The organism is Sphingomonas sp. Leaf67, assembly GCF_001421965.1.
Taxonomy (GTDB): domain Bacteria; phylum Pseudomonadota; class Alphaproteobacteria; order Sphingomonadales; family Sphingomonadaceae; genus Sphingomonas.
Genome location: NZ_LMLP01000001.1, coordinates 388,821 through 412,393, shown reverse-complemented (window position 1 = coordinate 412,393; position 23,573 = coordinate 388,821). Strand labels below are relative to the sequence as shown.

Below are 23,573 nucleotides of genomic sequence, written 5' to 3'. Positions count from 1 at the left end.
AAATATCAATTCTGGCGAATTTTATTACTATATATTTTTGGTATTATCTATAATTTGGTCAACTAATGATTTCACCGAGCTTTCATTATTTTGAGCCCAAAGTGTCGTGAACGCTAGGGCAACAGTACTCTCGGGAACGAGCCCAAGTTTTTCGCCAAGTTGAGCAAATAGCAAATGCCTGTCTTTATTTGTGGTTCGGACTTCCCTGCATATTGCTAGTATCTTGTCGCTATCCTCAAATTTCTGAAGAAGTGCCACCGATAGTTTGCCGCCTATTATGCTCCACTGATTAATGCACTCGTCGAATACGAAGGATTCAGGTGCATCTCCTGGTAAGCGGAAAACGCTCTGCGCTGGATCGTCGATTTGCCTCGAATCACCATCCAACACGCAAGCGGATGGTGTCGTAACTGACGGGTTTGCATTATGATACCGATTCATAGCGACGGCAGCTCCGTCGCCGGACATTGCGTGTACTTGGAAATGATCCATTACAGGTTTATCGCTCTGCCGGAGAATAGCCTCCATCCAGATCTTAGCAAATGCATCTTCAACGAACAGAACGGCTGATGTTTCGATCTGACCAGTTATTGCGCGCAGCGAGGATACGTCGAGCTTTCCTTGGAAAAGTTTGTCTTTAGTTGCCGACCAAACGGCCTTGCTTGGCAAAGGGCGTAGCGCTTCATTAGAATGAGTTGTGAAAATAACTTGTATTTTCTTTCTTTCAGCAGCCCATATTAAATATTCGACAAGGCGTATCGTTGCTACCGGATGAAGGCCGTTTTCTATTTCCTCTATTAAAACTAACGTGTGGTCATCCGCCGCCTCGATTGATGCGACCATGCGAATAATACTCGATTCCCCTGCCCCAAAGTGGAACTCCGAGTAGCCAACCCCATCTAAGGTTTGCCCGGTCAGCAAAGTCACATTGCCGTTCGCATGAACCTGTATTTGCTTGAACCCTGAAACATCTTTGCCAAGTATGCGGGAAACAGCATCGTTAATTTCCGGCGAAAACGGGGCTACACGACTTTCAGGGACAGAAAACTTTCGCGAGGTGCAGCTAAGTAACTCTTTTCGTTCACTTGCGGGCACCGTGCGGGACACGCCGAAAAGCAAAGTTTGGCGTGTGAGCGCGTCACGGTTCCATTTCAAATTTTTGAAGCTAGCCGTTCGTTGTACGGACGACTTTGCAGATAAGTCACGATCGATTATCTCATATTCAATAGGCCAATCCTGCATTCCACTATCATACTTCCCGCTTTTAGAAAAAAATGCACGGGGCGGTATATCTCGATATATTATGCCCGCAGAACCTAATACGGTCGTCTTTCCACCGCCATTTGGTCCAATTATGGCTGTTACAGGAAAATCGAAAGAAATTGGCTCATCGACAAATCCGCGAACTTTCTTTAGATTTAGTTTTGCAAGATATTGCTTGTAGCTTCGATCTTGAGCTTTCTCGAGTAGTGCATTGATTGTGCTATCTCTGACTTCGCTCTTGAATGTCATCCGACGATCCCTTTGAGGCAGCTCTCGTTGCCTCGAATGTTTGGAGTAAGATGCACATCATGAAGTACGCTGTATAGCAAAAAACGGCGCAGGGCTTGTCGCCCTACGCCGCTAACGTCGGTCGGGTTGTACCCGCCGGCCGGTGTCCGCCGTCTCACGAATAGCCTTCGCTATTCGTGTGCGGACAGCAAGTCAGGCTTTCGCCTTACTTGCTTCGTTCCACCTGCTCGAAATCCAGTTCGACCGGCGTAGCACGCCCAAAGATCGACACCGAAACCTTCACCTTCGACTTGTCGAAGTCCAGCTCCTCGACCAGACCGTTGAAGCTCGCGAACGGGCCGTCCAGCACCTTGACCGAATCGCCGATCTCGAAATCGACCTTGATCTTTTGCTTGGTGGGCGAGGCGGCGGCCTCTTCCTTGCTGTTCAGCATCCGCGTGGCTTCCGCCTCGCTGATCGCCTGCGGCTTGCCCGACGATCCCAGGAAGCCGGTGACCTTCGGCGTGTTCTTGACGAGGTGATAGACCTGATCGCTCAGGTCCAGCTTCGCGAGCACATATCCGGGCATGAACTTGCGTTCGGACTGCACCTTCTTGCCGCGACGGACTTCGGTCACATTCTCGGTCGGGACCTCGATCGCTTCGACCGCATGATCGAGGCCGAGGCGCGTCGCCTCGCTCAGGATCGAATCGCGGACCTTGCCCTCGAAACCCGAATAGGCGTGAATGATGTACCAGCGCGACATGCGTATCCTTTGAACTTTTCGAAGGGGTGCGGGAGACCGATCGGTTACTGTGCGAGCTTCAGCAGGCCCTTGACGATCGCGTCGAACGCTGAATCCACGCCGAGGAAGAAGATCGCCAGCAACGTCGTCATGATGACGACCATCACCGCGGTCATCACGGTTTCGCGGCGCGTCGGCCACGTCACCTTGGCGGTTTCGGCCCGGACCTGCCGCATGAATTCGACTGGGGTAACCTTCGCCACGTGCCTGACCTTCGTTATCGGTTTGACCGACGGCGGGACACAAGGCCCCGTCCGGTTCCTGTCAGGAAACCGGCGCTGCCCATCCACGCTGTCGGATTGGGCATGGTATCTAGCGATCTAGGGCGGAGGAAGCAAGCGCGCGGGGCAACGGGGCGGCACACCCGCCGCCCGTGCGAACTTACGATTGGTTTGGAACCGCGCGAAGGGCGATTTTTGAAGGCGGTGCCGGCCCGCCGCTTCGCCCGACCACCCACGAGGCGCGCGGAATAGCTGGTCGGTAGAGGATTGGGCTGGCACCGCAAACCGCGCAACCGCGCGGTTCCAAACCGCCTCTCAGAAGCGGAAGCCGATGCCGGCCGTCGCCTGCACGCGTTCGAAATTGACGCCGTCATACAGCGTCTTGTTGGTCGAATATTGGGTGACGGCCACGTCGCCCTTCAGATAGGCGCGCCCGCCAATGCCATATTCTGCGCCCGCGCCGATATGATAGCCGCTATAGCTTTCGTCGGTCGAAAAGTCGTCCGAGGTGCCCACGGCATCGTAATCGAGCTTCAGCTTGGCGTGCGAATAGCCGCCCCGCAGATAGGCGACCGACCGCGCTCCGATCGGGAAGCCGACGCGGACACCGGCATATTGGGCGACGCCGGCCTTCTGGCACAGTTCGTCATCGCCAAAGATTTCGTCGCACTGCTTCTGCGTCGACTTGCCGATCCCGGCATAGGCGCCGAGCAGCACCTTCGCGCTGACCGCGACGTCATAGCCGATCTCGCCGCCGAAACCGATGCCGTCATAGCCATCGTAATATTTCGTATCGTCTTCGTAATAATTGCCTTCCAGCCGGTCGTACCCGACCAGTGCCTCGACGCGCAGCCCCTGCAGTGGATCGCGCGCGACCCGCTCCTTCATTTCGGGATAGGGCTGCGGCGCGTCCTGCGCGGCGGCGGGTTGTGCGAACGCGATGGTTGCGGCCACGATGGCCGCTGCCTGAAACTTCATGAAAACCCCCTTTGGTCCGCGCGGTTGTCGCGTCGGACGGCGGGGCCGTTAGCGGATACGTGCGGCTTTGTCGCCGGTACTTTGGTCCGGTTCAGAGCAGACTGACCGCCGCGAACCCGCCGACCAGCGCCACGACCAGCAACGTCCCGATCAGCGTCAGCCGCTTCTCGATGAACGTCTGCACCGGCTGGCCATATTTCTTCAGCAGGAACGCGATCAGGAAAAAGCGGAAGGCGCGGGTGATCGCGGCCGTCAGTACGAACAGGCCGAAATTGAACTTGGCGAGCCCCGACGCGATCGTCACCAGCTTGAACGGGATCGGCGTCAGCCCCTTGAGCAGGATGATCGCCGCGCCGTACTGCGCAAACCCCGCCTGAAATTTCGCGGCCTTGTCCTGCAAACCGTACAGGTTGATGACCCACGCCCCGACCGTATCCCACAGGAAATAGCCGATCGCATACCCGACCATACCGCCCAATACCGACGCAATCGTGCAAATCGCCGCGATCTGATAGGCGCGGCTGCGGTGCTGCAGGATGACCGGCACCAGCACGACATCGGGCGGAATCGGAAAAAAAGAGCTTTCACAGAAGCTTACGACGGCGAGGCTACGCACGGCATGCCGATGATTGGCAAGGCGGAGCGTCCAGTCGTACAGCGCACGGAACATCGTCGGCATCCATATCGGGGTCGGCGCGGGGTGCGCTGGCACGAGTGGAGGGATTCGAACCCCCGGCCCTCGGTTTTGGAGACCGATGCTCTACCAGCTGAGCTACACTCGTGTGCGGACGCGGCCTCTATCCCGGTCGAACCGGAAGGGCAAGGCCGATTTGTGGTTAGGGGAGCGGGGGGCTGTAGGAAAGCGAAAAATGCCTCCCCGGATGATCAGGCTGCGATCGCGTAGGGCTTGATCTCGCCTTCCAGATACAGCTTGCGCGCCTTAGCGCGGCTCAGCTTGCCCGACGATGTGCGGGGCAGGGTGCGCGGCGGGACCAGTTCGATGACGCAGTTCATGCCGGTAACCGACCGGACGCGCTCGCGAATTTCCTCCCGCAGCCGCTGGCGCTCCCCCTCGTCCGATGCGCGGCACTGGACGAGGACTGCGGGCGTTTCCTCGCCGCCGGGGGTGGTGATGGCGAAGGCGGCGATGTCGCCGGCCTTGAAACCGGGAAGTTGTTCCACCGCCCATTCAATGTCCTGCGGCCAGTGGTTTTTGCCGTTGACGATGATCATGTCCTTTGCCCGGCCAACGATATAGACATACCCGTCAGACAGATAGCCCATGTCACCGGTGTCGAGCCAGCCATCGACCATGCATGCGGCGGTCGCTTCGGGATCGCGGAAATAGCCGCTCATCAGCGACGGCCCCTTGCACCAAACCTTGCCGATCGCGCGCTCGGGAAGCGGCGTGCCGTCCTCTTCGCGGATCTCGATCGCCATATCGCGGACGGGTTTCCCGCAATTCACGATCGCGCGGTAGCGCTGCGGACGGTCGGCGCGGCCGGCATGGCCCGAAAGCTCGGTCTCTTCGACCAGCTCCACAATGATCCCTTCGCCCGGCGGCATGATCGCCACTGCCAGCGTCGCTTCGGCAAGGCCGTAGGACGGCAGGAAAGCCGACGCCTTGAACCCGGCATCGGCGAACGCGTCGACGAATGATTGCATCACATCGGGACGGATCATGTCCGCGCCATTGCCCGCCAGCCGCCAGCGCGACAGGTCGAACCGGTCCGCCGCCTTGGTCTGGCTCGACATGCGCCGCGCGCAGATGTCGTAGCCGAAGGTCGGTGAATAGCTGATCGAATTCCCCTGATTGCGGCTGATCAGGTCGAGCCATGCGAGCGGACGCCGCGCGAAATCCTCGGTCTTCAGATAGTCGGTCGATACCTGATTGGCGACCACCGACAGGAAACAGCCGACCAGCCCCATGTCGTGATACCAAGGCAGCCACGAGATGCAGCGATCCTCCGCGGCCAGCTGCATGCCGTGGCTGTGCGCGGCAAGGTTGTTGAGCAGCGCGGCATGGGTAATTTCGGTCCCGTGCGGAAAGCGCGTCGAGCCGCTGGAATATTGCAGATAGCAGATGTCGTCGGTCGACGCCGTCGGCAGATCGACGACCGGGGCATCGATCGCCGAGAAGCTTTCCCAATCAATGCCTTCGACCCCGGCGATGCGCGCGGCCTCGCCAGCCATCGCTTCGAGTTCGGCGGGGTAGAACAAGGTCTTGGGATCGCAGCTGTCCAACTGGACGCGCAATTGTTCGACATAGGCCTCGCGCCCGCCGAACGAGGTGGGCAGCGGCAGCGGCACCGGCCATGCGCCGGCATAGACCACCCCGAAGAACAAGGCGGCGAACTCGGCACCGGTTTCGGCGACCAGCGCGATACGGTCGTTGGGCTGCACGCCCTTCGCGATCAGGCGATAGGCCTGTTGCAACGCGTCTTTGCGCATGTCGCGGAACGGGTAGGGGTGTTTCAGCGTGCCGCGCGCGTCGTAGAAGTTCAGCCCGCGCGTGCCCTGCGCGGCGTAATCCATCGCCTCGCCCAGCGTCGCGAAATCTGCGAGCCGGCGCGGCAATGTGTCGCCGGTCGGGGTCGCTTCCAGCGTGATTGCAACACTTCCTTCAAGTTTTGTCGTCATTCTTGTCCAACTCTCGGCACCGTTCGCACGCGTTCGCGGCGTTCGAAGCGTGTCGCCATAGCGGCAAAGAGCCGCACGGCACAGTTGATTTCAAAATCGCGGCGTAGTGTGGCACAAACATGGCGCATGCCGCGTGACCCCCGCCGCCCCCTTCCGCCCATCGACCAGCCCGCGCTGGAGCGGATGGCGTTGCGCTATGTCGAACGCTTTGCCACGACCCGGGCAAAGCTGGCCACCTATCTGACGCGCAAACTGCGCGAACGGGGTGGAGAGGGGGCGATCGATATTGAGTCGCTGGCCGACCGGATGGCGGAACTGCGCTACGTCGATGATCGGGCTTTCGCAGAGGCGCACGCGGCATCGATGACCCGGCGCGGGCTGGGCGCGCGGCGGGTGCGCGACGCGCTTCGCCACGCCGGGGTCGGGACCGACGATAGCGAGGCGGTCGTCGACACGCTGGACGATGGCGCGGAAGCGTCGGCCATGGCCTTTGCCAGACGCAAGCGGATCGGTCCCTTCGCCACCGAACCGGTCGAGCGCGACCGCCGCGAAAAGCAGATCGGTGCCATGGTTCGCGCCGGCCATTCGCCTGCGCTGGCAAGACGGATCGCCGCGATGGCACCGGGCGACGGGGAGGACGCTGTTCATGATCGGTAAAGCGCAAAGAAACCGTCGCGTTCATGAAACATCGTGGTACAAAGGGCGGCAGGGGGAGTAAGCAATCATGCGTCTAGAAGCGCGAACGATTGTCGATGATTGCGCGGTCCAGCCGGCCGTCGCTGCGGCAATGTCCAACAGTCGGGACGATGACGTCGTGTCGGTGCGCGGTATCATCAAATGGTTCGACATTACCCGCGGCTTCGGTTTCGCGGTAGCCGACGACACCAGTCTCGGCGATGTGCTGATCCATTTTTCGGTGCTGGAGCCGCATGGTCGCCGCACCCTGCCCGAAGGGGCGATCGTCACCTGCAATGCCGCGCGGCGCAGCCGGGGGATGCAGGCGGTCGAGATCCTCGACATCGACCTGTCGCTGGCGGTCGAGCCGGTGCGTCGCACCGTCGACCGCCCCGACCGGACGGCGATGGCCGAACAGGCTGGACCGTTCGAACCGGTGACGGTGAAGTGGTTCAATCGCCTGAAAGGCTATGGGTTTCTGGTCCGCGACAGCAAGGCCGGCGACGTGTTCGTCCATATGGAAACGCTGCGCCGGGGCGGTATCGAGGAGGTCGAGCCCGAACAGCGGCTTGTCGCCCGCATCGTCGAGGGGCAAAAAGGGCCGATGGCCGTTGCGGTCGAAACGGGCGAGTGACAGCGTGACGGGATTGCGATTTTCGGCACTGGCGGCGGTGGCGTTGCTGGCGGCACTGAACGGCTGCAAGGGGGAAGCCCCCGGCAACGATCCGGTTTCGGAACACGGCATGTCCGTCCGGCCGGTGACGATCACCACCGCCGATGGCAAGGCGCATATCTTCAAATCAGAAGTCGCCGCGAACGAGGCGCAGCAACAGCAAGGGTTGATGTATCGCCCGCGGCTGGCACCCGATGCCGGCATGTTGTTCGCGCCCTATCCCCCCGATGGCGGACCGCCCAGGGCGGCGAGCTTCTGGATGGAAAATACGCCGAACGCGCTCGACATCATCTTCATTCGCGCCGACGGGACCATCGCGACGATCGGCGAAAATGCCGTGCCGCTGTCGCGCGCGCGGGTTGAATCGGGCGAGCCGATCGCGGCAGTGCTGGAGATCGCCGGCGGACGTGCCGCCGAACTGGGGATCGCGGCGGGCGACAAGGTGACGTGGAAATGATCCGCCCCATTGTCGCGGGCGTGGGCAGGCGCTAAGCGGTCGCTTATGGGTATCCTCGCGAACGTCTTCACCTGGTGGAACGGTGCCACCTTCGGCACGTGGCTCGGCTTGCGCGGCAAGACGCAGGTCGGGACCGACCATCTCGGCAACGCCTATTATGAGGGTGGTCGCGACACGATGGGCAATCCGCGGCGCTGGGTGATCTATTCGGGATCGAACGACGCGAGCCGCGTGCCGCCCGAATGGTTCAGCTGGCTGCACCATCAGATCGATCGCACGCCCGACGAATCGCTGCCGCCGGTCCGCCAGTGGCAGAAGCCGCCGATCGAGAACCAGACCGGCACTGCGCTCGCCTATCGCCCGCCGGGTGTGCTCGACAAGGGTGGCGCACGCGTCCGGGCGACCGGTGATTACGAGGCGTGGAGCCCCGACGCGTGAACCCACGCCGCTGGCTGGCCGGGCTGGCGATTGCGATAGTGTTGGCGGTCGGGGGCTGGTTCGGCTGGCAGCGGCTGCATCGGCAGTCGGCAAGGACCCGGCCCGCCACCGCCGAGGTCGCCGTGCCCGAATCGGTGCGTCCCAATCCCAATGCGCCCGAGGTGGTGAGCGTCGATGCCGGGCTGGACAGCAGCCTGCTGGCGGGAGCGACGCCGATGGCCGAGCGGGTCGCGGTGGTCGGCCTGCTCAACAAGCGCAACGGCGAAACCCGCGACCTGACGCTCAAGCCCGGTCAGGCGACGCGCGTCGGTGATGTGATCGTCCGCCTGCGTGCCTGCGAGCGCACCGCGCCGTGGGAGCAGGAGCAATATACCGGCGCGTTCGTGCAGATGGACGTGCGCGGCACGGATTCGAAATGGCGGCGACCGTTTTCGGGGTGGTTGTTCAAGGAGCGTCCGGCGCTGAACGTCGTGCTCCACCCGATTTACGACGTGTGGCCCAAGAGCTGCACGATGTCCTTCCCCGACAGGGGGCCGGACACGGTATCGGCCGGGGCGGGAGCCGCGTCGCCGGGCGCACCCGCGCGGCGATCGAGTGCGTCGAACGCAGCCGAGGCCAGCCCGGAAGCGCCCGCCGAATCCAGCCCGAGCGCGCCTGCCAACAGCACGGAATAGGTTTTCTTGGGCACCTCGATCACGCCCATCGTCGCGAGGTGATCGGTCAGGAACTGGCAGTCGAGCAACCGGAAGCCGCCGACCCGCAATCGCGCGACCAGCCACGCCAGCGCGACCTTTGATCCGCTGGGCGCGCGGCTGACCATCGATTCGCCGAAAAACGCCTGCCCCAGCGCGAGGCCATATAATCCGCCAACCAGACGCTCGCCGTCCCAGACCTCGACCGAATGGGCCAGCCCCATTTCGTGCAGCCGGTTGAAGGCCTGTTCGATCGTACCGTTGATCCACGTCTCCGGCCGGTCGGACGCGCTTTCGGCGCACAGTCGGATGATATCCTCGAACGCCTGATCGGCGGTGACCCGGTAGCGGTCCGACGCGATCAGCTTGCGCAGCGAGCGCGACAGGTGAAATCCGTCCAACGGCAATATGCCGCGCAGCTTGGGTTCGACCCAGTAGATGCCGGGCGCATCGCGATCGTCGGCCATCGGAAAGATGCCGCTGGCATAGGCGCGCAGCAGCGTTTGCGGGTCGAGCTCGAACAGGGGCGCCATCGGCCGCACCCTATCGCGGCCGGCGGCGCAGGCAATGGCCGCCCGCCATCATTCGCCGGCGAGGTAGCGCGCGACCGGTTCGATCATGTCCTCCGGGATGCGACGGGCGATGACCGGCATCGTCGCCTGATCCTTGCGCGCATCGACCACCTCCTTTTCGCCGCGCCAATGGCGGAGCCTCCCGGCGATATAGACGGCGCGCTGGCCATCGATCACCGGGAAGCGCTTGGCTCCGGCGGCGTCATGGCAGCTGCGACAGGCGGGAAGCTGCTTGTCGGGCAGGCCGCGCTCGACGATCTGGCGCGCCGCCGCGTCGCCATTGCCGGCGCGACCCGGCACGATGCCGGGCATCGCCGCGAACCTGCGGGCGAGGGCGACGCGTTCTTCCGGGGTCAGCTGAGCGGCGGCATTGGCCATGACCGCGCTCTGGCGGGTGCCGGTGGCATAGGCTTCGAGCGCGGCGGCAAGATAGGCCGGGTCCTGTCCGGCGAGGATCGGAATGTCGCGCTGACCCCGGCCCAGCCCGTCGTTGCCATGGCAACCGGCGCAGCTGTCGAACCGGCCATTGGCGGCACCGAAGCCCTGCGCATTGCTGCCTGCCAGCACACGATATTGCTGCGGCGTCATCGTCGGCAGCAGGCGGACGAACGCGACCATGCGCTTCACTTCGTCGGGCCGGTCCTTGGCGGCCCAGGCGGGCATCCCGCTGAACTTCACGCCGTGTTCGAGGATCCAGAACAGCTGGCGGTCGGTCCACTCCTTCGCGTTTTTCGACAGGTCGGGGGCAGGCGGCGTCGCCTTCTGCATCAACGGCAGTGGGCGCACGCCCGGCGCGCCGTGGCACGAGGCGCAGGACGCGGCATAATAGCCTGCCGCGCTGACGAGGCCGCTATCGTCCTTTGCGTCCTTCGGCGTGGAAAAGGCGGCATGGGTCTGCACCGAATTGCGCATCACCCAGTGCAGGAACCAGTCGCTGATCGCCCAATGCCCCGACGACGCGGCGACGTTGAACAACCCGGACCAAGCAAAGGCCATGCCCAGCGCGAACAGCCCGAGCAGCGTGACGATGACGCGCTTCCACGTCAGGCGGATGGTCATGGCTGCGGCTCCGGTTGGCGCAATAGCGTGGCGAGCAGCGCAAGGCCGCCGAGGAAATAGCTGGCCGCGCCGACCAGCAGCATCACGACCCCGCCGAGTTGCTGGTCGGCAAGCGCGTCGTGCATCCCGTGCGCCATCGCCGGATAAAGCGGGCGGGGGGCAAGGCCGATCAGCGCGCCGAGCAGGGTCATGTGCATCGAGGTGAGCAGCAGCGCGCCGACGCCCGCCGCGCGGCGATCGGGTCCGGTGCCGAGCACGGCGGCCCAGAGCAGCCATCCGGCGGCGAGGAACATCGCCTGTTCGACGATCATCGCCGCCATATTGCTGTCCGCCAGCATCCGCAGTGCGGGCAGGTGCCAGCCCCATACCGTTGCCAGCTCGACCAGCGACATCGCGAGCGGGGTGACGACGTGCGGCCAGCGCCGGGCCGGGTCACAGGCACTGTCGGTCAGCCCGAACGCAACCAGCGGTGCGGCCACCGCAACCGCGATCATGTGTCCGGCCATATGCCCGACCATGCCCGCCTGTGCCGCCGCCAGCCAGCCGAGCGGCAACAGCACCAATCCGGCGATCAGGCTGACGCGCTTCATCGGCAGTCCGTCAGGAAGACGACCGGTGCGGCGGTGAAGATGACGCCGACGAAGCTCAACGCGGCGAGCAATACCGTCGAGAAGGCGAGGAACCGGACGCGGTCGGTGTCGGTGCTCTCCTCATGCGGCGGCGTGTCGCCGGGTACGCGTGACTGGATATGCGCGACGATGCCGGCGGCGGCGATCAGCAACAGTGCCAGGACGGTGCCGACCGTATAGAGGATCGGCAGCCGCGGAAATCCGCCGACCTTTGCACAGTGGATCGCCGCCCACAGATACGAAAACAGAAAATGCACCGCCCAGACGGTCGGCGGCACGATCAGCGTCCAGAGCGTTACCTTCAGCCGGGTGACCATGCCGTGCAGCCCGCGTTTCATGCGACCCCCGGGAACAGGCCGATCGTCGCGTAGGTGACGATGGCGGTCAGTGCCATGAAATGCTGATAGACGGTGATGTTCCGCAGGTCGGCGTCATGGCGGGGCGTCATCCGCCCGGCAATGCTGCGCGCCAGCGTATAGCCCTGCATGATCGCGCCGATCCCGGCATGGGCGGTGGTCCAGATCACCAGCACCCACACGATCGCGGGATAGCTGTGTAGTTCGGGATCCAGCCCGGTGGTCAGCGGCCCCTGCAAACCCGCCCAGATGCCCGCAAGGCTGGCGGCGATGCCGACGACCAGCAACAGCCGCGCCGCGCCGACGATGCCGCGCCGGTTGGTCCCGCGCGCAGCGACCGTCGCGCCCCAGCTGAGCGCCGCCAACGTCAGCGCGACCATCGGCCAGAAGGTGCCGGGGCCATCCATGCCCGGTCCCGACGGGGGAAATTCGGGATGGACCGTCCAGAAGAAATAATAGCCGAAGACCAGCCCCGAAAACGCGGTCGCATCCGCCATCATCGTGATGAACATCGCCCACCACCCCGGCGCCGCCGAACCGGAAACGTACAGCGGCAGTTCGATGCCGTGGCCGATCGGCTTGGAAGGCTTTTCCGGAATCTCGGCGGTGCCCGTCCACAGCCAGTAGAGCACGAACGCGAGCGTCGCGATCGCGCCGGCCAGCGACCACCAATACAGGTGGTAGGTGGTTAGAATGAACACGCTGCCTAGCGCGATCGCGGTCAGCATCGGCACCCAGCTGGGCGTACCCAGCCGAACGACATAGAGCGGGCGCGCGTCGAGCACGCTGGTCACGATCGTCTCGCGCCGACCTTCCTCGGCATCGGGCAGGAAGAAGCGGCCCTCGTCGACCTTCTTCACGAAATCCTTCTGGTCCCAGATCGGGTAGCGGCTTTCGATCAGCGGCACCGAACGGATGCCCCAATCCTCGTCATCGGGATGAGCCAGCCATTCGAGCGTGCCGGCGTTCCACGGATTGCGCTGCGCCTTTTGCCGCCATGGCGAGCGGGCGAGATCGAAGCAGATGATCGCGGTGCCGGTCGCGAACAGATACGCCCCCATCGTCGAGGCGAGGTTGAGATAATCGATGCCAAGTTCGCTCGGATAGGTGAAGACCCGGCGCGGCATGCCGTACAAGCCGCTGAAGTGCATCGGAAAGAAGGTCAGGTTCGCGCCGACGAACAACGTCCAGAAGGCGATGCGCCCCAACCGGTCCGACAGTTTCTTGCCGGTAATCAACGGCCAGTAATAATATAGCCCGCCGAACAACGGCAGCAACGTACCGCCGATCAACACGTAATGGAGGTGCGCCACGATGAAATAAGTGTCGTGCGCCTGCCAGTCGAACGGCGCGATCGCGACCATCACCCCGGTCAGGCCACCGATGACGAAGATGGCGAGGCTGCCGGTCGCATAGAGCAGCGGCGTCGACCATTTCACCTTGCCCGCCCACAGCGTCGCGATGAACGCGAAAATCTGGATGCCGGTCGGAATCGCGACGGCTTCGGACGCGGCCGAGAAGAAGGCGAGGCTGATCTTGGGCAGGCCGGTCGCGAACATGTGATGAACCCACAGGCCGAACGACAGGAATGCGGTGCCGACGGCCGCCAGCACGATCCACGGATACCCCAGCAGATGCCGCTGCGCGAAGGTCGGGATCATCATCGCGAACAGCGCGATCGACGGCAGGAACACGATGTAGACCTCCGGATGGCCGAAGATCCAGAACAGGTGCTGCCACAAGAGCGGATCGCCGCCGCGCGCCGCATCGAAGAACGGCCAGTTGAGCAGCCGCTCCATTTCGAACAGCACGTCCCCCGCGATCAGCGGCGGGAAGGCGAACAGGATCATCACCGCGACGACGAGGATGTACCACGCATACAGCGGCATCAGGTTCAGCCGCATCCCCGGCGGGCGACATTTTAGCACGCCGACGATCAGCTCGACCGCCGCCGCCACCGACGACACCTCGATGAAGGACAGGCCGAGCATCCAGATATCAGCACCCAGCCCCGACAGGTCGGTGCGGGTGGTCAGCGGCGGATACATGAACCAGCCGCCATCGGGCGCGGCGTTGAAGAAGATCGATCCCCCGACGAACACCCCGCCCAGCAGGAACGACCAGTAACCAAAGGCGGATAGCCGCGGAAACGGCAAGTCGCGCGCGCCCAGCAGCTGCGGCAACAGGATGATCGACACCGCTTCGAACATCGGCACGGCGAACAGGAACATCATCATCGAGCCGTGCAGCGTGAACAGCTGATTGAAAGTATTCGCCGAGACGAGGTCGTTGTCAGGCACCGCCAGCTGCGTGCGCATGATCAGCGCCAGCACACCGGCAAACAGCATGAAGGCGAATGCGGTCAGCGTGTACCACACGCCGACGCGGTTGTTGTTGCAGTCGGTCCAGCGCAGGAAGAGGCCCTGCGGTGGTGCCCATACCTTGCGTAGGCGTTCCTCCTGCGCGGCGCGGAGCGCGGGATCGTCTTGCGCGTGCAGGCTCATTTCATGCTTTCCAGATAGGCGGCGATCGCCTGCGCATCCTGGCGCGGCATTTGCGGGTAGGCGGGCATGCGCGCACCGGGTTTGACCGCGGGCGCATCCGTGATGAAGCGGACCAGCGCGGCACGGGTCATCGGCTGCGTGCCCGCGCCGAGCGAGCTGCGACTGCCGAGATGGGTCAGATCGGGCCCAATCGCGCCGGCGGCGTCGGTTCCGGCGATGGCATGGCAACCGGCACAGCCATTGGCGGCAAAGGCACGTGCGCCCGCGGCAGTATCGGCGGCGGGAGCGGCAGGGCGGCGCTCGTTCGCCAGCCATGCGTCGAACGCCGCCGGCTTCATCGCCACGACATCGAACGCCATCAGCGCGTGGCTGAGGCCGCAAAATTCGGTGCAGACGCCGCGGAACGTGCCGGGCTTGGTCGCGCGGACGATCAGCCGGTTTGTTCGGCCGGGAATCATGTCCATCTTGCCCGCAAGGCCCGGGATCCAGAAGCTGTGGATCACGTCCCCGGCCGTGAGGTCGAATTGTACGGTGCGACCGACGGGCACGCGGATTTCGTTGGCGGTGACGACCGGTGCGGCACCCGGCGGCTGATACTGGACGCGCCACCAGAATTGCTCGCCCTCGACCGCGATGCGCAGATCGTTCTGCGCCACCGGCAACGGCCGCATCGCGGGCAGGCTGTAGAGCAGCAGTCCGAGCAGCACGACCACGGGTACCACGCCACCGACCCATCCGATCAGCCGCATCCCGCCCGACAAGGTCAATCGACCCTCCGGCGCGCGGACGGCGGCGATCATCAGCGCTGCGACGCCGCAGGCGATTACGATCGCGCCGATCAGCATGACGATGGTCAGGTGACGGACGGTCGCCGCCTCTTCGCCAAAAACGGTCAGCGCCGATTGATGTCGATTACAGCCCCCCAGAACGAGCAGCGCGGCTATCCCGCCACTGGCCTTTACGCCCCGCATAATCCCCCTTCGCCCCGCATCGCGGTATACGACACGCAAACGAAACGAGATGTCGGCAGTTGCGTTCCATCGTGATTCGGATCGGTCCGGTGGGGGCCGGGACGTGCGGACCGGCAGCAGCGATTTGCACCGGCTGGTCATCGATCGTCACGATACCCTGTCGCCCTTCGCCCGGATCAGCAGATCGACGCTGCCACCGGGCTTACGCAATCTACGCCCGACCGCCGCGCCGACACGCAGTACGTCGTCATTCAGCCCACCAGCCGGCATGCCGCATCTAAACTGGGAACGGTTCGATCGGCTGCGCGCGAACCGCTGCCGCGAGCAACGCGCGGCTACTCAGCCCAGCCAGCCGCCGGTAAAGCCGGCCCGTTCCAGCCCGCGCCGGATATGCGGATTGCGCCGCATTACTTCCCAGATCATGCCGCTGCGCTGATTCTCGATCATCAGCACGATCGGTCCCTGATCGATGCCCAGATAGTCGCCATCGACCCAGCCGACGCCCGGCACGATCTTGCCGTGTTTCAGCGGTTCGTCGGTGCGGGTCAGCGTCGGATTGAACGCGTCGAGAAAGCCGTATTTGTCATAGATGCCGGTACCATAGCGCGCATGCATCCTGCCGATCATCGGCGTGACGATGTCGGGTGCGAAGGCGATCGATCCCAGCGCCGCGGTCGGGGCCAGCGTGCCGTCGTCGCGTTCGCCCGGGCCACGTGCCGAATAGCTGAAGAACTCGCGCTGCCTGCCATCGATCGTCACGGTGAAGTCGCCGGGACCGTCGCAGGCGGTCAGCCCCCAGCAATCGTCGCCATATCCGACCTTGCCGCCCGGATTTTCATTGGCATAGGCGCGCTGTGCATAGGTCGCACGGCGGCTGTTCTCGAAATAATCGATGCCCTTGGACGCGATATAGGGGTCGCGAATGCCGCGAAAATCGACCCAGATATGGCTGTACTGATGACCGAACATCGGCGCGAATTGCAGATGCGGCTCGCCCCAGCGATTGCCCCAGCTTTTCTCGAACTTCTGCGTCAGCGCAGCCCAGGTCGCGGGCGGCAGCGGATGCGTCGGGCTGGCCAATGCCAGCACGTACAGGATCATGCCTTCGTTATACGTATCCCAGTCGGATCGGATAAAGCCGCTTTCGGGATGCCAGCCCATCGAAACGAAGGGCGCGCGCGGCACGATCCAGTCCCATTCGACCGCGCGGTAAAGTCGCTCAGCCAGATCGCGGATGCGCGCTTCCTGCGGGTCGGCGCGATCGAACCAGCTCTGCGCGAACAGCACGCCGCCCAGCAGCAGCGACGTGTCGATCGTCGACAATTCGCACCGGGCGAACCGCTGTCCCTTCGTCACGCCGAGAAAGTGGTAGAAAAAGCCCTTATACCCGCTGAACCCGGTTTCGCCGTCGCCCTGCGGCGCAGCAGCAAGGAATTCGAGCGTGGCGAGCGTGCGGGCGCGATGCTGTACGCGGGTGATCCAGCCATGTTTTTCGCCGACGCCGTAGGCCGTCAGCGCAAACCCGATCGCCGCGATCGACGCGAAGCTGGGGGTAGGCCAGCGATCCGGCGCAAGGCCGGTTTCCGCGTCGGTGGTTTCCCAGAAAAACCGGAATGCCCGCTGCTGCACATCCGAAATCAGGTCGGGCGCGGTCCCGGAGCCGATCCCGGTCCGTGCAGTGCACCCGGCGACGAGCGCGGCGGTGCTGGCGGCAAGGAAATGGCGGCGATCGATCACAGGCAAGCCCCTTGCGGAATACGGAAATGCCGGGACAGGCGTGACGCCTGTCCCGGCAGGGGAGGGAGGGTTAGAAGCGGTAGCCGACGCGGAACTGGATGCGCCGCGGCAGGGTCAGCAGGTTGCTGCCGATCCGACCGGGAATGAATGCATCCCGTGGCTGACCCGTCTCCGGATCGATCTGATTGTTGAACGCACCATCGAAGCTGGAGAAGTTATTGTTGTTGAAGGCGTTGAGCAGATCGACCGCGATCTCGGTCTGGCCGCCGAGGATTTTCAGCTTGTTGGCCAGCGTCAGGTTGACTTCGCAGAAGGCAAAGACGCCCTTGATGCAGTTCTTTTCGGGATATGCAGCGAGGAAGCGCCGCTGACCCGGATCGGCACCGTTGGTGAAGTCGACGACCTGATAGGCCTGGCCCGACCCGAATGTGCTGAGCGTCGAGAACTGGAAGCCGAGCGGTAGATCAACGATGCCCGATACGACGACCCGATGCCGTTCGTCGCCATCGCGCGGACGCCAACCGTAATCGTCCGGCGTCACTTCATCGAGACTGAATAGGTCGCCGCCGTTCTTCTCACCCTTCGACAGCGTATAAGCAACGTTCACGCCCCAGCCCGATACTTCCGTGTATGGTTTGTCTGCCGTGAAATAGAGCGCCTTGTACCGGGTATCGAGGCCGTCGAACCCGATCAGGGCGTTCGAATAACCGAATGGGACAACCGGTGCCGTATTGCAGCACCCGCCGAGCCCGCCGTTGTTACGGGTGGCGAACAGGTTGGTGTAGCCGTTGCGGCCCCGCTGGTACGAACCGGTCGCAGAGAACTGCCACGGGCCGACCTGTTGGCGGATGCCGAGGCTGACCTGGTCGTTCACCGGCGGCTTCGTATTGTTCTGAACCGCAAACAGTTCGGGCAGGCCGCTGGTCGAGTTCGCGCGGAGGGCGAGCAGGCCTTCTCGGGTCAGGTAGGACGGGTTCCACGCCACGGTCGGCAGTCCGTTGCGCGGCTGGCCGTCGCGCGAGAAACGGAACACGCCGACCGGGTTGATCGTCCGCGACAGTTCGTCGACTGTGTTGCTAAAATTGTTACGATCGTAATAGCGGCCGAACCCACCGAAGATGACCGTGCTGGCGTTGTCGAAAATGTCGTAGGAGAAGCCGAAGCGCGGCGCGATTGCCCCTGCGAACGGCTTGCGGTTGTTGCCGGTGCTGATGTAATTTTCCGGGTTGAAGTAGCTTGTAGTGGGCAAAGCGCGCAGAGCGGCGGCTGCGTTGGCCGGCGTTACGTAGTCGTTGTTACTACCGTTGGTTTCATAGTCCCAACGCACCCCGACGTTAAGTTGCAGCCGATCGGTAACGTCCCAATCGTCCTGCGCGTACAGGCCGATCTGTGTATTTGAGCCGCGAACGGTCCCGTTGCCCAACCCCAGTCGGGCCTCTGCGGGGAACGTGAAGTCGGTGTTGTTCTGTGTATCCAGCCGGAAGACGAAACCGGGTTGCAGGAACGCCAGGTTCGAGAACTCGATATCGGTAATCTCGACCCGTGCGCCGACCTTGATCGCGTGGTCGTCGAGACCGGTATAGGTAATATCGTCACGCAACGTGTAGCCCTGCTGCACTTCACGCCGGGTCGAATCACGACCACCGAACAGGATCGTGTTTTCGTAATTGAAACTCGGGCTGCCCGGGTTCAACGATGTCGGGTTGAACACGTAATTCAGGTAGTTCAGATTGACTTCGTTGATGAAGTTATCGCCTCGATAGGTCCATTTCAGCAGGTACGTATCAACCGTATTGATCTTGTTTTCGGCGAACTCATACGCGGTCGTGCCGCCAAAACCTTGAATGTCGGTTTCTTCGCGCCGGCTGTACGACAGGTCGAACGTCTGGCGGTCGTCCGGCGTGAAAGTCAGTTTCCCAAAATAGAAATCGGCGCGGAACGGACTGACGAAATTACCTTCGAATTCGCTGACGCTCCGACCGGTCGCGCGTTCGAAAGCGGCAAGGTTTGCTGGGTTGGCGTTGGTCGTCGCATCGACGATGAAGGCACGGTTCTGGTCGTTGCCTTCATAGGTGCCGAAGAAGAACAGCTTGTCCTTGATGATCGGGCCGCCGAGCGAGACGCCATATTGCTTGCGCTCGAACTCGGGCTTTTCGCGACCGGCCTGACGATCGAAGAAGTTGCGCTCCGTCAGGCTGCGGTCGGTATACTGACCGAACGCCTCGCCATGAAATTCGTTGGTGCCCGACTTGGTGATAGCGGTAATGATCGCCGAGCCGGCCTGTTCATACTCGGCCTTGTAGTTTTGGGTCAGGACGCGGAATTCCTGCACCGCCAACTGGCCGAACGGGTTGCCGCGGCTGTTCTGCTGGCCGGCGACGCCACCTTCGCGCAGCTTGTTCTTCAGACTGACGCCGTCGATGAACACGTTCACCTGGGACGCGGTCGACGCACCTGCCTGAATGCCCTTGTCGGTTTCGCTGTCATTGTAGCGCACGCCAGGAGCGAGTGCGGCGAACGACAGGAAGTTGCGATCGGTCTGCGGCAGGGTGCGGAGCTGTTCCTGCGTCACGTTGGTCGCGATTTCGCTGGTCCGGCTTTCGATCAGGCGGCGACCGGTTACAACGATCGTATCGTCGCCGGGGGCCGCGACCGTCTCGTCGGGGGTTCCCGGCGCGGCAGCCGCGCCCAGCGTCACGTCGAGGCTTGCCGCCTGCGCGATGCCGACAGTGACTTCGCTGGTTGCGGTTTCGCCACCGGGACCGGTCACCGTGATCGAATAGCCACCGGCACGGATGCCGTTGAGCGTGTAGCGACCGGTCGTATCGGTCGTCGCACGATAGGACTGGTTCGTACCGGTCGAGGTGGCGACGACGGTCGCGCCGCCAACGGCGGCACCGGCGGCGTCGCGGACGGTGCCGCGCACCGAAGCCGTCGTGGTCTGCGCCGAAGCGGGTGCCATCGGCACAACCACCGCACCCGTCGCCAGCGTCGTAGCAGCGGCAAGTGCCGCGCGTAACATCGTATTCCTCATGCGTAAATTCCCCTTGTTTCCCGGTTTTCCGGGTCTTCCCTTGGTGAAGTCGTCTCGCGCACGATCAGGGTCGGTGCACGAAGTTCGATGCTGCGGTCGTCGGAACCACCGATCCGGTCGGTCAGCCGGGCAATCGCGCGCGCGCCGAGGTCGGCGATGTCGATGCGCAGCGTGGTGAGCGATGGCGAGATCAGGCGGGCGAGCGGTACGTCGTCGAACCCGGCGACCGCGACCCGGTCGGGCACCGCGACCCCGGCGCGTTGCAATCCCATCAGGACGCCGATCGCCATCATGTCGTTCGCGGCGAAGACCGCATCGACGTCGTTCCCCTCCCGAACGATCTTTTCAGCGAGGAAAACGCCCGACTCTTCGAGAAAGGTTCCGCGTTCGATCATGGGTTGCAGCCCGGCAGCGGCGATGCCGTCGCGGTAGCCGCCGACCCGTTCCTCCGCATCGATATTGCCGATCGGACCGGCGAGATGGAGGATGCGGCGTCGCCCGGTCGCGACCAGATGATCGACCATCGCCCGCGCCCCGCGCACATTGTCGATGCGCAGTTCGGGGCGGGGCTGATGATGCGGCGCACAGTTGACCAGCACCACCGGCACCCCGGTGGGCAGATGCGCGAACAGTTGATCGGGGTCGATGTGCGGCGCCATTACCACCATGCCGTCGACCCGCCCGCGCATCGTCCGCAGCGCCTCCACGCCGCGCGCCGGTTCGGCATGCATGTTCGACAGCAAGAGTTGCAGGCCCTGCGCCGACGCCTCGCGGTCCATGCCGCGCAGCAGTTCGGAAAAGAATTCGCCGTGCAGGTCGGGCAGGACGACACCGATCGCATTCGACCGGGCGAGACTGAGCGAACGCGCACCGGCGTGCGGAATATAGCCGAGCCTGGCTGCCGCCGCCTCGACCCGTTCGCGCAGTTCGGCGCGGACATTGTCATGGCCGTTCAGCACGCGCGACACCGAAGCGACGGACACGTCCGCCGCACGAGCCACATCGCGGATGGTGGCGTTCGCCATGCCTGTTCAGTTCCACTCCCACATCGTCGCGCCCTTCGCGGCGAATCCGTCGGCTTGCGGCCGATCGCTCTTGATGTAACCGGTTACATGATCTTAAAACACGCTTCAACTAAAGATTCGAAACACAAGCGCGCCGGTTTCGTTGCGCCAACGACACAGAGGGGATCGCATGGAAGACATTCGCATTTCGCGACGGGCCATTATGATGGGTGCCGGCGCGATCGCCGCATGGAGCGCCTCTCCGGCGCGCGCCTTGCTGGCGCAGGCGGGCGATCGGCTGCCGGCATCGGTCGAGGCGCTCGTCGGCCAGATGACCGTCGAGGAGAAGGCCGGACAGCTGACGCTGATGGCGGCGGCATGGGCGGGCGGTGCAGCGAATGCGCTCAATCCGATCGGTGCGACGGCGACGTTCGACGAACAGCTGGCGCAGGTCCGCGCCGGGCGGCTGACCGGCGTGTTCAACGGCAACGGTGCCGACATGGCGCGCCGGATGCAGACTGTTGCGATGAAGGAACAGCGGCTGAAGGTGCCGCTGCTGTTCGCCGCCGACATCATTCACGGGTTCCGCACCGTCTTCCCGATGCCGCTGGCCGAGGCGGGGACGTTCGACGCCGATCTGGCCGAACGTACCGCGCGCGCGGCGGCGGTCGAGGCGTCGGCTGCCGGCATCGACTGGACCTTCGCGCCGATGGTCGACATCGCCCGCGACCAGCGCTGGGGCCGGGGGATCGAGGGGGCGGGCGAGGACCTGCTGCTCGGCAAGACTATGGCCGATGCACGCGTGCGTGGTTTTCAGGGCCGGCGCGGCCTGATGGCCGACGATGCGGTCGCGGCCTGCGCCAAGCATTTCGCCGCCTATGGCGCGGGCGAGGCGGGGCTGGACTACAACACCGTCGACGTATCCGAACGGACGCTGCGCGAAACCTATTTCCCCCCGTTTCAGACGGCGTTCGCCGCCGGGGCACCCACGACGATGGCGTCGTTCAACGAATTGTCGGGGGTGCCGGCGACCGCCAATCCGTGGCTGCTCGACACGATCCTGCGCAAGGAATGGGGGTTTGGCGGGCTGGTCGTGTCCGACTATACCGGCGACGAGGAACTGATCGCGCACGGGTTCGCCGCCGATGCCCGCGAAGCGACGAAGCTAGCCTTCCTCGCCGGTGTCGACATGTCGATGCAGTCGGGTTTCTATCTCAAACACCTCCCCGATCTGGTCGCGAAGGGCGAGGTCCCGATGGAGCGGCTCGATCAGGCGGTCCGCCGCGTGCTTGCGCTGAAGGTACAACTCGGCCTGTTCGACAATCCGTTCCGCCGCATCGATCCGCGCCGCGAAAAGCAGCGCGTGCGCACGGCCGCCCATCTGAAGCTGGCGCGTGAGGCGGGGGCGCGGTCGATCGTCATGCTCAAGAATGACGGCGACCTGCTGCCCCTGCCCAAATCGGGCAAGCGCATCGCGCTGATCGGACCGTTCGTGCAGGGGCAGCGCGAACTGATCGGAACGTGGAACGTCTATGGTTCTGATGCGGAGGCGGTCGACCTGCTGACCGGCGTCCGTGCCGCCGTCACCGATCCCAGAATGGTCACCGCCGTCGACGGATCGGGCATCACCGATCCGATCCCCGGCGGGATCGAGGCGGCGGTGATCGCGGCGTCACAGGCCGATATCGTCCTGCTCGCGATCGGTGAATCGCAACGCATGTCGGGCGAGGCGCAGTCGCGGGTCGATATCGGCATTCCCAGGGCGCAACTCGATCTGGCGGAGGCGGTGCTGGCGACCGGCAAGCCGACCGTCCTCCTGCTGCGCAACGGCCGGGCGATGGTGCTCGACAAGCCGGTCCTCGACGCGCGCGCCATTCTGGTGACGTGGTTCCTCGGATCGGAAAGCGGTCCGGCGACCGCCGACATTCTGTTCGGCGATGTCGGTCCGTCGGCCCGCCTGCCGGTCAGCTTTCCCTATGCGACCGGCCAGCAGCCCTATTATTATGCCCACAAGGCCACCGGTCGCCCCAACCCGCCGGGGCCGCTCGCCGAATACAAGGCGCGCTATCGCGAGGGGCCGAATGCGGCGCGCTTTCCGTTCGGGCACGGGCTGACCTACGGCCGGATCGCCTATAGCGACCTCGACCTCGGCGACGGGCGGCTGAACAGCGACGGCGCGCTCAAGGTTCGGGCACGGGTGACGAATAGCGGAACCCGGGCGGCGACCGAAGTGGTGCAGCTCTATATCCACGACGTCGCCGCCAGCATCACCCGTCCGGTGCGCGAACTGAAGGCATTCCAGCGCGTAACATTGGCACCAGGTGAATCGAAGGTCGTCGAATTTACGCTTCGCGCCAACGATCTGCGCTTCATCGGGGTGGAGAACCGGCCGGTGGTCGAGCCGGGTAGCTTCCATGTATGGGTCGCGCCATCGGCCGAGGCGGATGGCGTGAACGGCAGCTTCGTGCTGGCGTAACCCTGCTCCCTCTCCCCTTCAGGGGAGAGGGCCGGGGAGAGGGGGCGCAATCAGCGACAGGGCTCATGACTGCCCCTCTCCCAACCCTCTCCCCGCAAGCGGGGAGAGGGCTTTTATAGCGCACCCACATCGCCCACCGACGCGTTAACCCCTTCCCGAAG

21 protein-coding genes, 1 tRNA gene and 1 pseudogene are annotated in these 23,573 nt (G+C 63.7%); 6 read left to right on the top strand and 17 right to left on the bottom strand.

Features of this window, described 5'->3' with window-relative positions; translation table 11 throughout:
- Window positions 1-27 precede the first annotated feature (27 nt).
- The 7 genes from ASE90_RS18900 to ASE90_RS01970 form a co-directional block, all read right to left on the bottom strand.
- Entirely contained in the window at window positions 28-1,512 is a 1,485-nt protein-coding gene (locus ASE90_RS18900) for an ATP-dependent nuclease (protein ID WP_156361382.1), read from the bottom strand.
- A gap of 205 nt (window positions 1,513-1,717) precedes the next feature.
- Window positions 1,718-2,257, bottom strand: coding sequence for a transcription termination/antitermination protein NusG (gene nusG, locus ASE90_RS01995; RefSeq protein WP_055995227.1), 540 nt, complete (start codon window positions 2,255-2,257; stop codon window positions 1,718-1,720).
- A gap of 44 nt (window positions 2,258-2,301) precedes the next feature.
- The gene (secE, locus tag ASE90_RS01990; protein WP_055995225.1) at window positions 2,302-2,499 is read right to left on the bottom strand and encodes a preprotein translocase subunit SecE; all 198 of its coding nucleotides are present in this window, start codon (window positions 2,497-2,499) and stop codon (window positions 2,302-2,304) included.
- 333 nt (window positions 2,500-2,832) lie between these two features.
- On the bottom strand, window positions 2,833-3,495 hold the full coding sequence (locus ASE90_RS01985; RefSeq protein ID WP_055995222.1) for an outer membrane beta-barrel protein: 663 nt from the start codon (window positions 3,493-3,495) through the stop codon (window positions 2,833-2,835).
- Window positions 3,496-3,586: 91 nt separating this feature from the next.
- Entirely contained in the window at window positions 3,587-4,174 is a 588-nt protein-coding gene (locus tag ASE90_RS01980) for a YqaA family protein (protein WP_235531620.1), read from the bottom strand.
- A gap of 27 nt (window positions 4,175-4,201) precedes the next feature.
- Window positions 4,202-4,277, bottom strand: a tRNA-Trp gene (locus ASE90_RS01975).
- Window positions 4,278-4,380: 103 nt separating this feature from the next.
- Window positions 4,381-6,135, bottom strand: coding sequence for a fatty acyl-AMP ligase (locus ASE90_RS01970; protein ID WP_055995221.1), 1,755 nt, complete (start codon window positions 6,133-6,135; stop codon window positions 4,381-4,383).
- Between the two features lie 126 nt (window positions 6,136-6,261).
- On the opposite strand from ASE90_RS01970, the gene ASE90_RS01965 reads away from it, so the two are divergent.
- The 5 genes and pseudogenes from ASE90_RS01965 to ASE90_RS19470 form a co-directional block, all read left to right on the top strand.
- The gene (locus ASE90_RS01965; protein ID WP_156361381.1) at window positions 6,262-6,792 is read left to right on the top strand and encodes a regulatory protein RecX; all 531 of its coding nucleotides are present in this window, start codon (window positions 6,262-6,264) and stop codon (window positions 6,790-6,792) included.
- A 130-nt stretch (window positions 6,793-6,922) separates the two neighbouring features.
- On the top strand, window positions 6,923-7,444 hold the full coding sequence (locus ASE90_RS01960; RefSeq protein WP_055995215.1) for a cold-shock protein: 522 nt from the start codon (window positions 6,923-6,925) through the stop codon (window positions 7,442-7,444).
- A gap of 4 nt (window positions 7,445-7,448) precedes the next feature.
- Entirely contained in the window at window positions 7,449-7,940 is a 492-nt protein-coding gene (locus ASE90_RS01955; protein WP_235531619.1) for a DUF192 domain-containing protein, read from the top strand.
- A gap of 45 nt (window positions 7,941-7,985) precedes the next feature.
- Window positions 7,986-8,378, top strand: coding sequence for an NADH:ubiquinone oxidoreductase subunit NDUFA12 (locus ASE90_RS01950; RefSeq protein WP_055995212.1), 393 nt, complete (start codon window positions 7,986-7,988; stop codon window positions 8,376-8,378).
- Between the two features lie 215 nt (window positions 8,379-8,593).
- Window positions 8,594-8,827 (top strand): annotated as a pseudogene (locus ASE90_RS19470) (DUF2155 domain-containing protein); the annotation flags it as partial.
- Between the two features lie 35 nt (window positions 8,828-8,862).
- Here the strand turns inward: ASE90_RS19470 and aat are convergent.
- The 10 genes from aat to ASE90_RS01900 all read right to left on the bottom strand — a co-directional run bounded on the left by aat (window position 8,863) and on the right by ASE90_RS01900 (window position 20,957).
- Window positions 8,863-9,603: a leucyl/phenylalanyl-tRNA--protein transferase gene (aat, locus tag ASE90_RS01940; protein ID WP_055995207.1), complete on the bottom strand. Its 741-nt coding sequence runs from the start codon at window positions 9,601-9,603 to the stop codon at window positions 8,863-8,865.
- 48 nt (window positions 9,604-9,651) lie between these two features.
- Complete coding sequence (locus tag ASE90_RS01935; protein ID WP_055995203.1) at window positions 9,652-10,701, bottom strand: c-type cytochrome; 1,050 nt, start codon at window positions 10,699-10,701, stop codon at window positions 9,652-9,654.
- Window positions 10,698-11,291, bottom strand: a complete 594-nt coding sequence (locus tag ASE90_RS01930) for a cytochrome c oxidase assembly protein (RefSeq protein ID WP_055995200.1) — start codon at window positions 11,289-11,291, stop codon at window positions 10,698-10,700. Before ASE90_RS01930 ends, ASE90_RS01935 begins: the two co-directional genes overlap by 4 nt.
- Window positions 11,288-11,668: a hypothetical protein gene (locus ASE90_RS01925; protein ID WP_055995197.1), complete on the bottom strand. Its 381-nt coding sequence runs from the start codon at window positions 11,666-11,668 to the stop codon at window positions 11,288-11,290. The genes ASE90_RS01930 and ASE90_RS01925 overlap by 4 nt, the downstream gene beginning before the upstream one ends.
- Window positions 11,665-14,190, bottom strand: a complete 2,526-nt coding sequence (gene ctaD, locus ASE90_RS01920; RefSeq protein WP_055995194.1) for a cytochrome c oxidase subunit I — start codon at window positions 14,188-14,190, stop codon at window positions 11,665-11,667. Before ctaD ends, ASE90_RS01925 begins: the two co-directional genes overlap by 4 nt.
- Complete coding sequence (gene coxB / locus ASE90_RS01915) at window positions 14,187-15,161, bottom strand: cytochrome c oxidase subunit II (protein WP_055995191.1); 975 nt, start codon at window positions 15,159-15,161, stop codon at window positions 14,187-14,189. Before coxB ends, ctaD begins: the two co-directional genes overlap by 4 nt.
- Before the next feature lie 147 nt (window positions 15,162-15,308).
- Complete coding sequence (locus ASE90_RS20820; protein WP_268794998.1) at window positions 15,309-15,431, bottom strand: hypothetical protein; 123 nt, start codon at window positions 15,429-15,431, stop codon at window positions 15,309-15,311.
- Between the two features lie 69 nt (window positions 15,432-15,500).
- A complete protein-coding gene (locus tag ASE90_RS01910) occupies window positions 15,501-16,898 on the bottom strand; it encodes a glucoamylase family protein (protein WP_055995188.1) in 1,398 nt (465 codons plus the stop codon).
- A 70-nt stretch (window positions 16,899-16,968) separates the two neighbouring features.
- Window positions 16,969-19,932 carry a TonB-dependent receptor domain-containing protein gene (locus ASE90_RS01905; protein WP_055995185.1) on the bottom strand — a complete coding sequence of 988 codons (2,964 nt, stop codon included), beginning with the start codon at window positions 19,930-19,932 and terminating at the stop codon, window positions 16,969-16,971.
- Window positions 19,929-20,957 (bottom strand): LacI family DNA-binding transcriptional regulator, encoded by a 1,029-nt coding sequence (locus ASE90_RS01900; RefSeq protein WP_055995182.1) that lies wholly within the window; start codon window positions 20,955-20,957, stop codon window positions 19,929-19,931. Before ASE90_RS01900 ends, ASE90_RS01905 begins: the two co-directional genes overlap by 4 nt.
- Before the next feature lie 169 nt (window positions 20,958-21,126).
- Between ASE90_RS01900 and ASE90_RS01895 the strand changes: the two genes are divergently transcribed.
- Window positions 21,127-23,412, top strand: coding sequence for a glycoside hydrolase family 3 N-terminal domain-containing protein (locus ASE90_RS01895; RefSeq protein ID WP_055995179.1), 2,286 nt, complete (start codon window positions 21,127-21,129; stop codon window positions 23,410-23,412).
- Window positions 23,413-23,573: the final 161 nt, after the last annotated feature.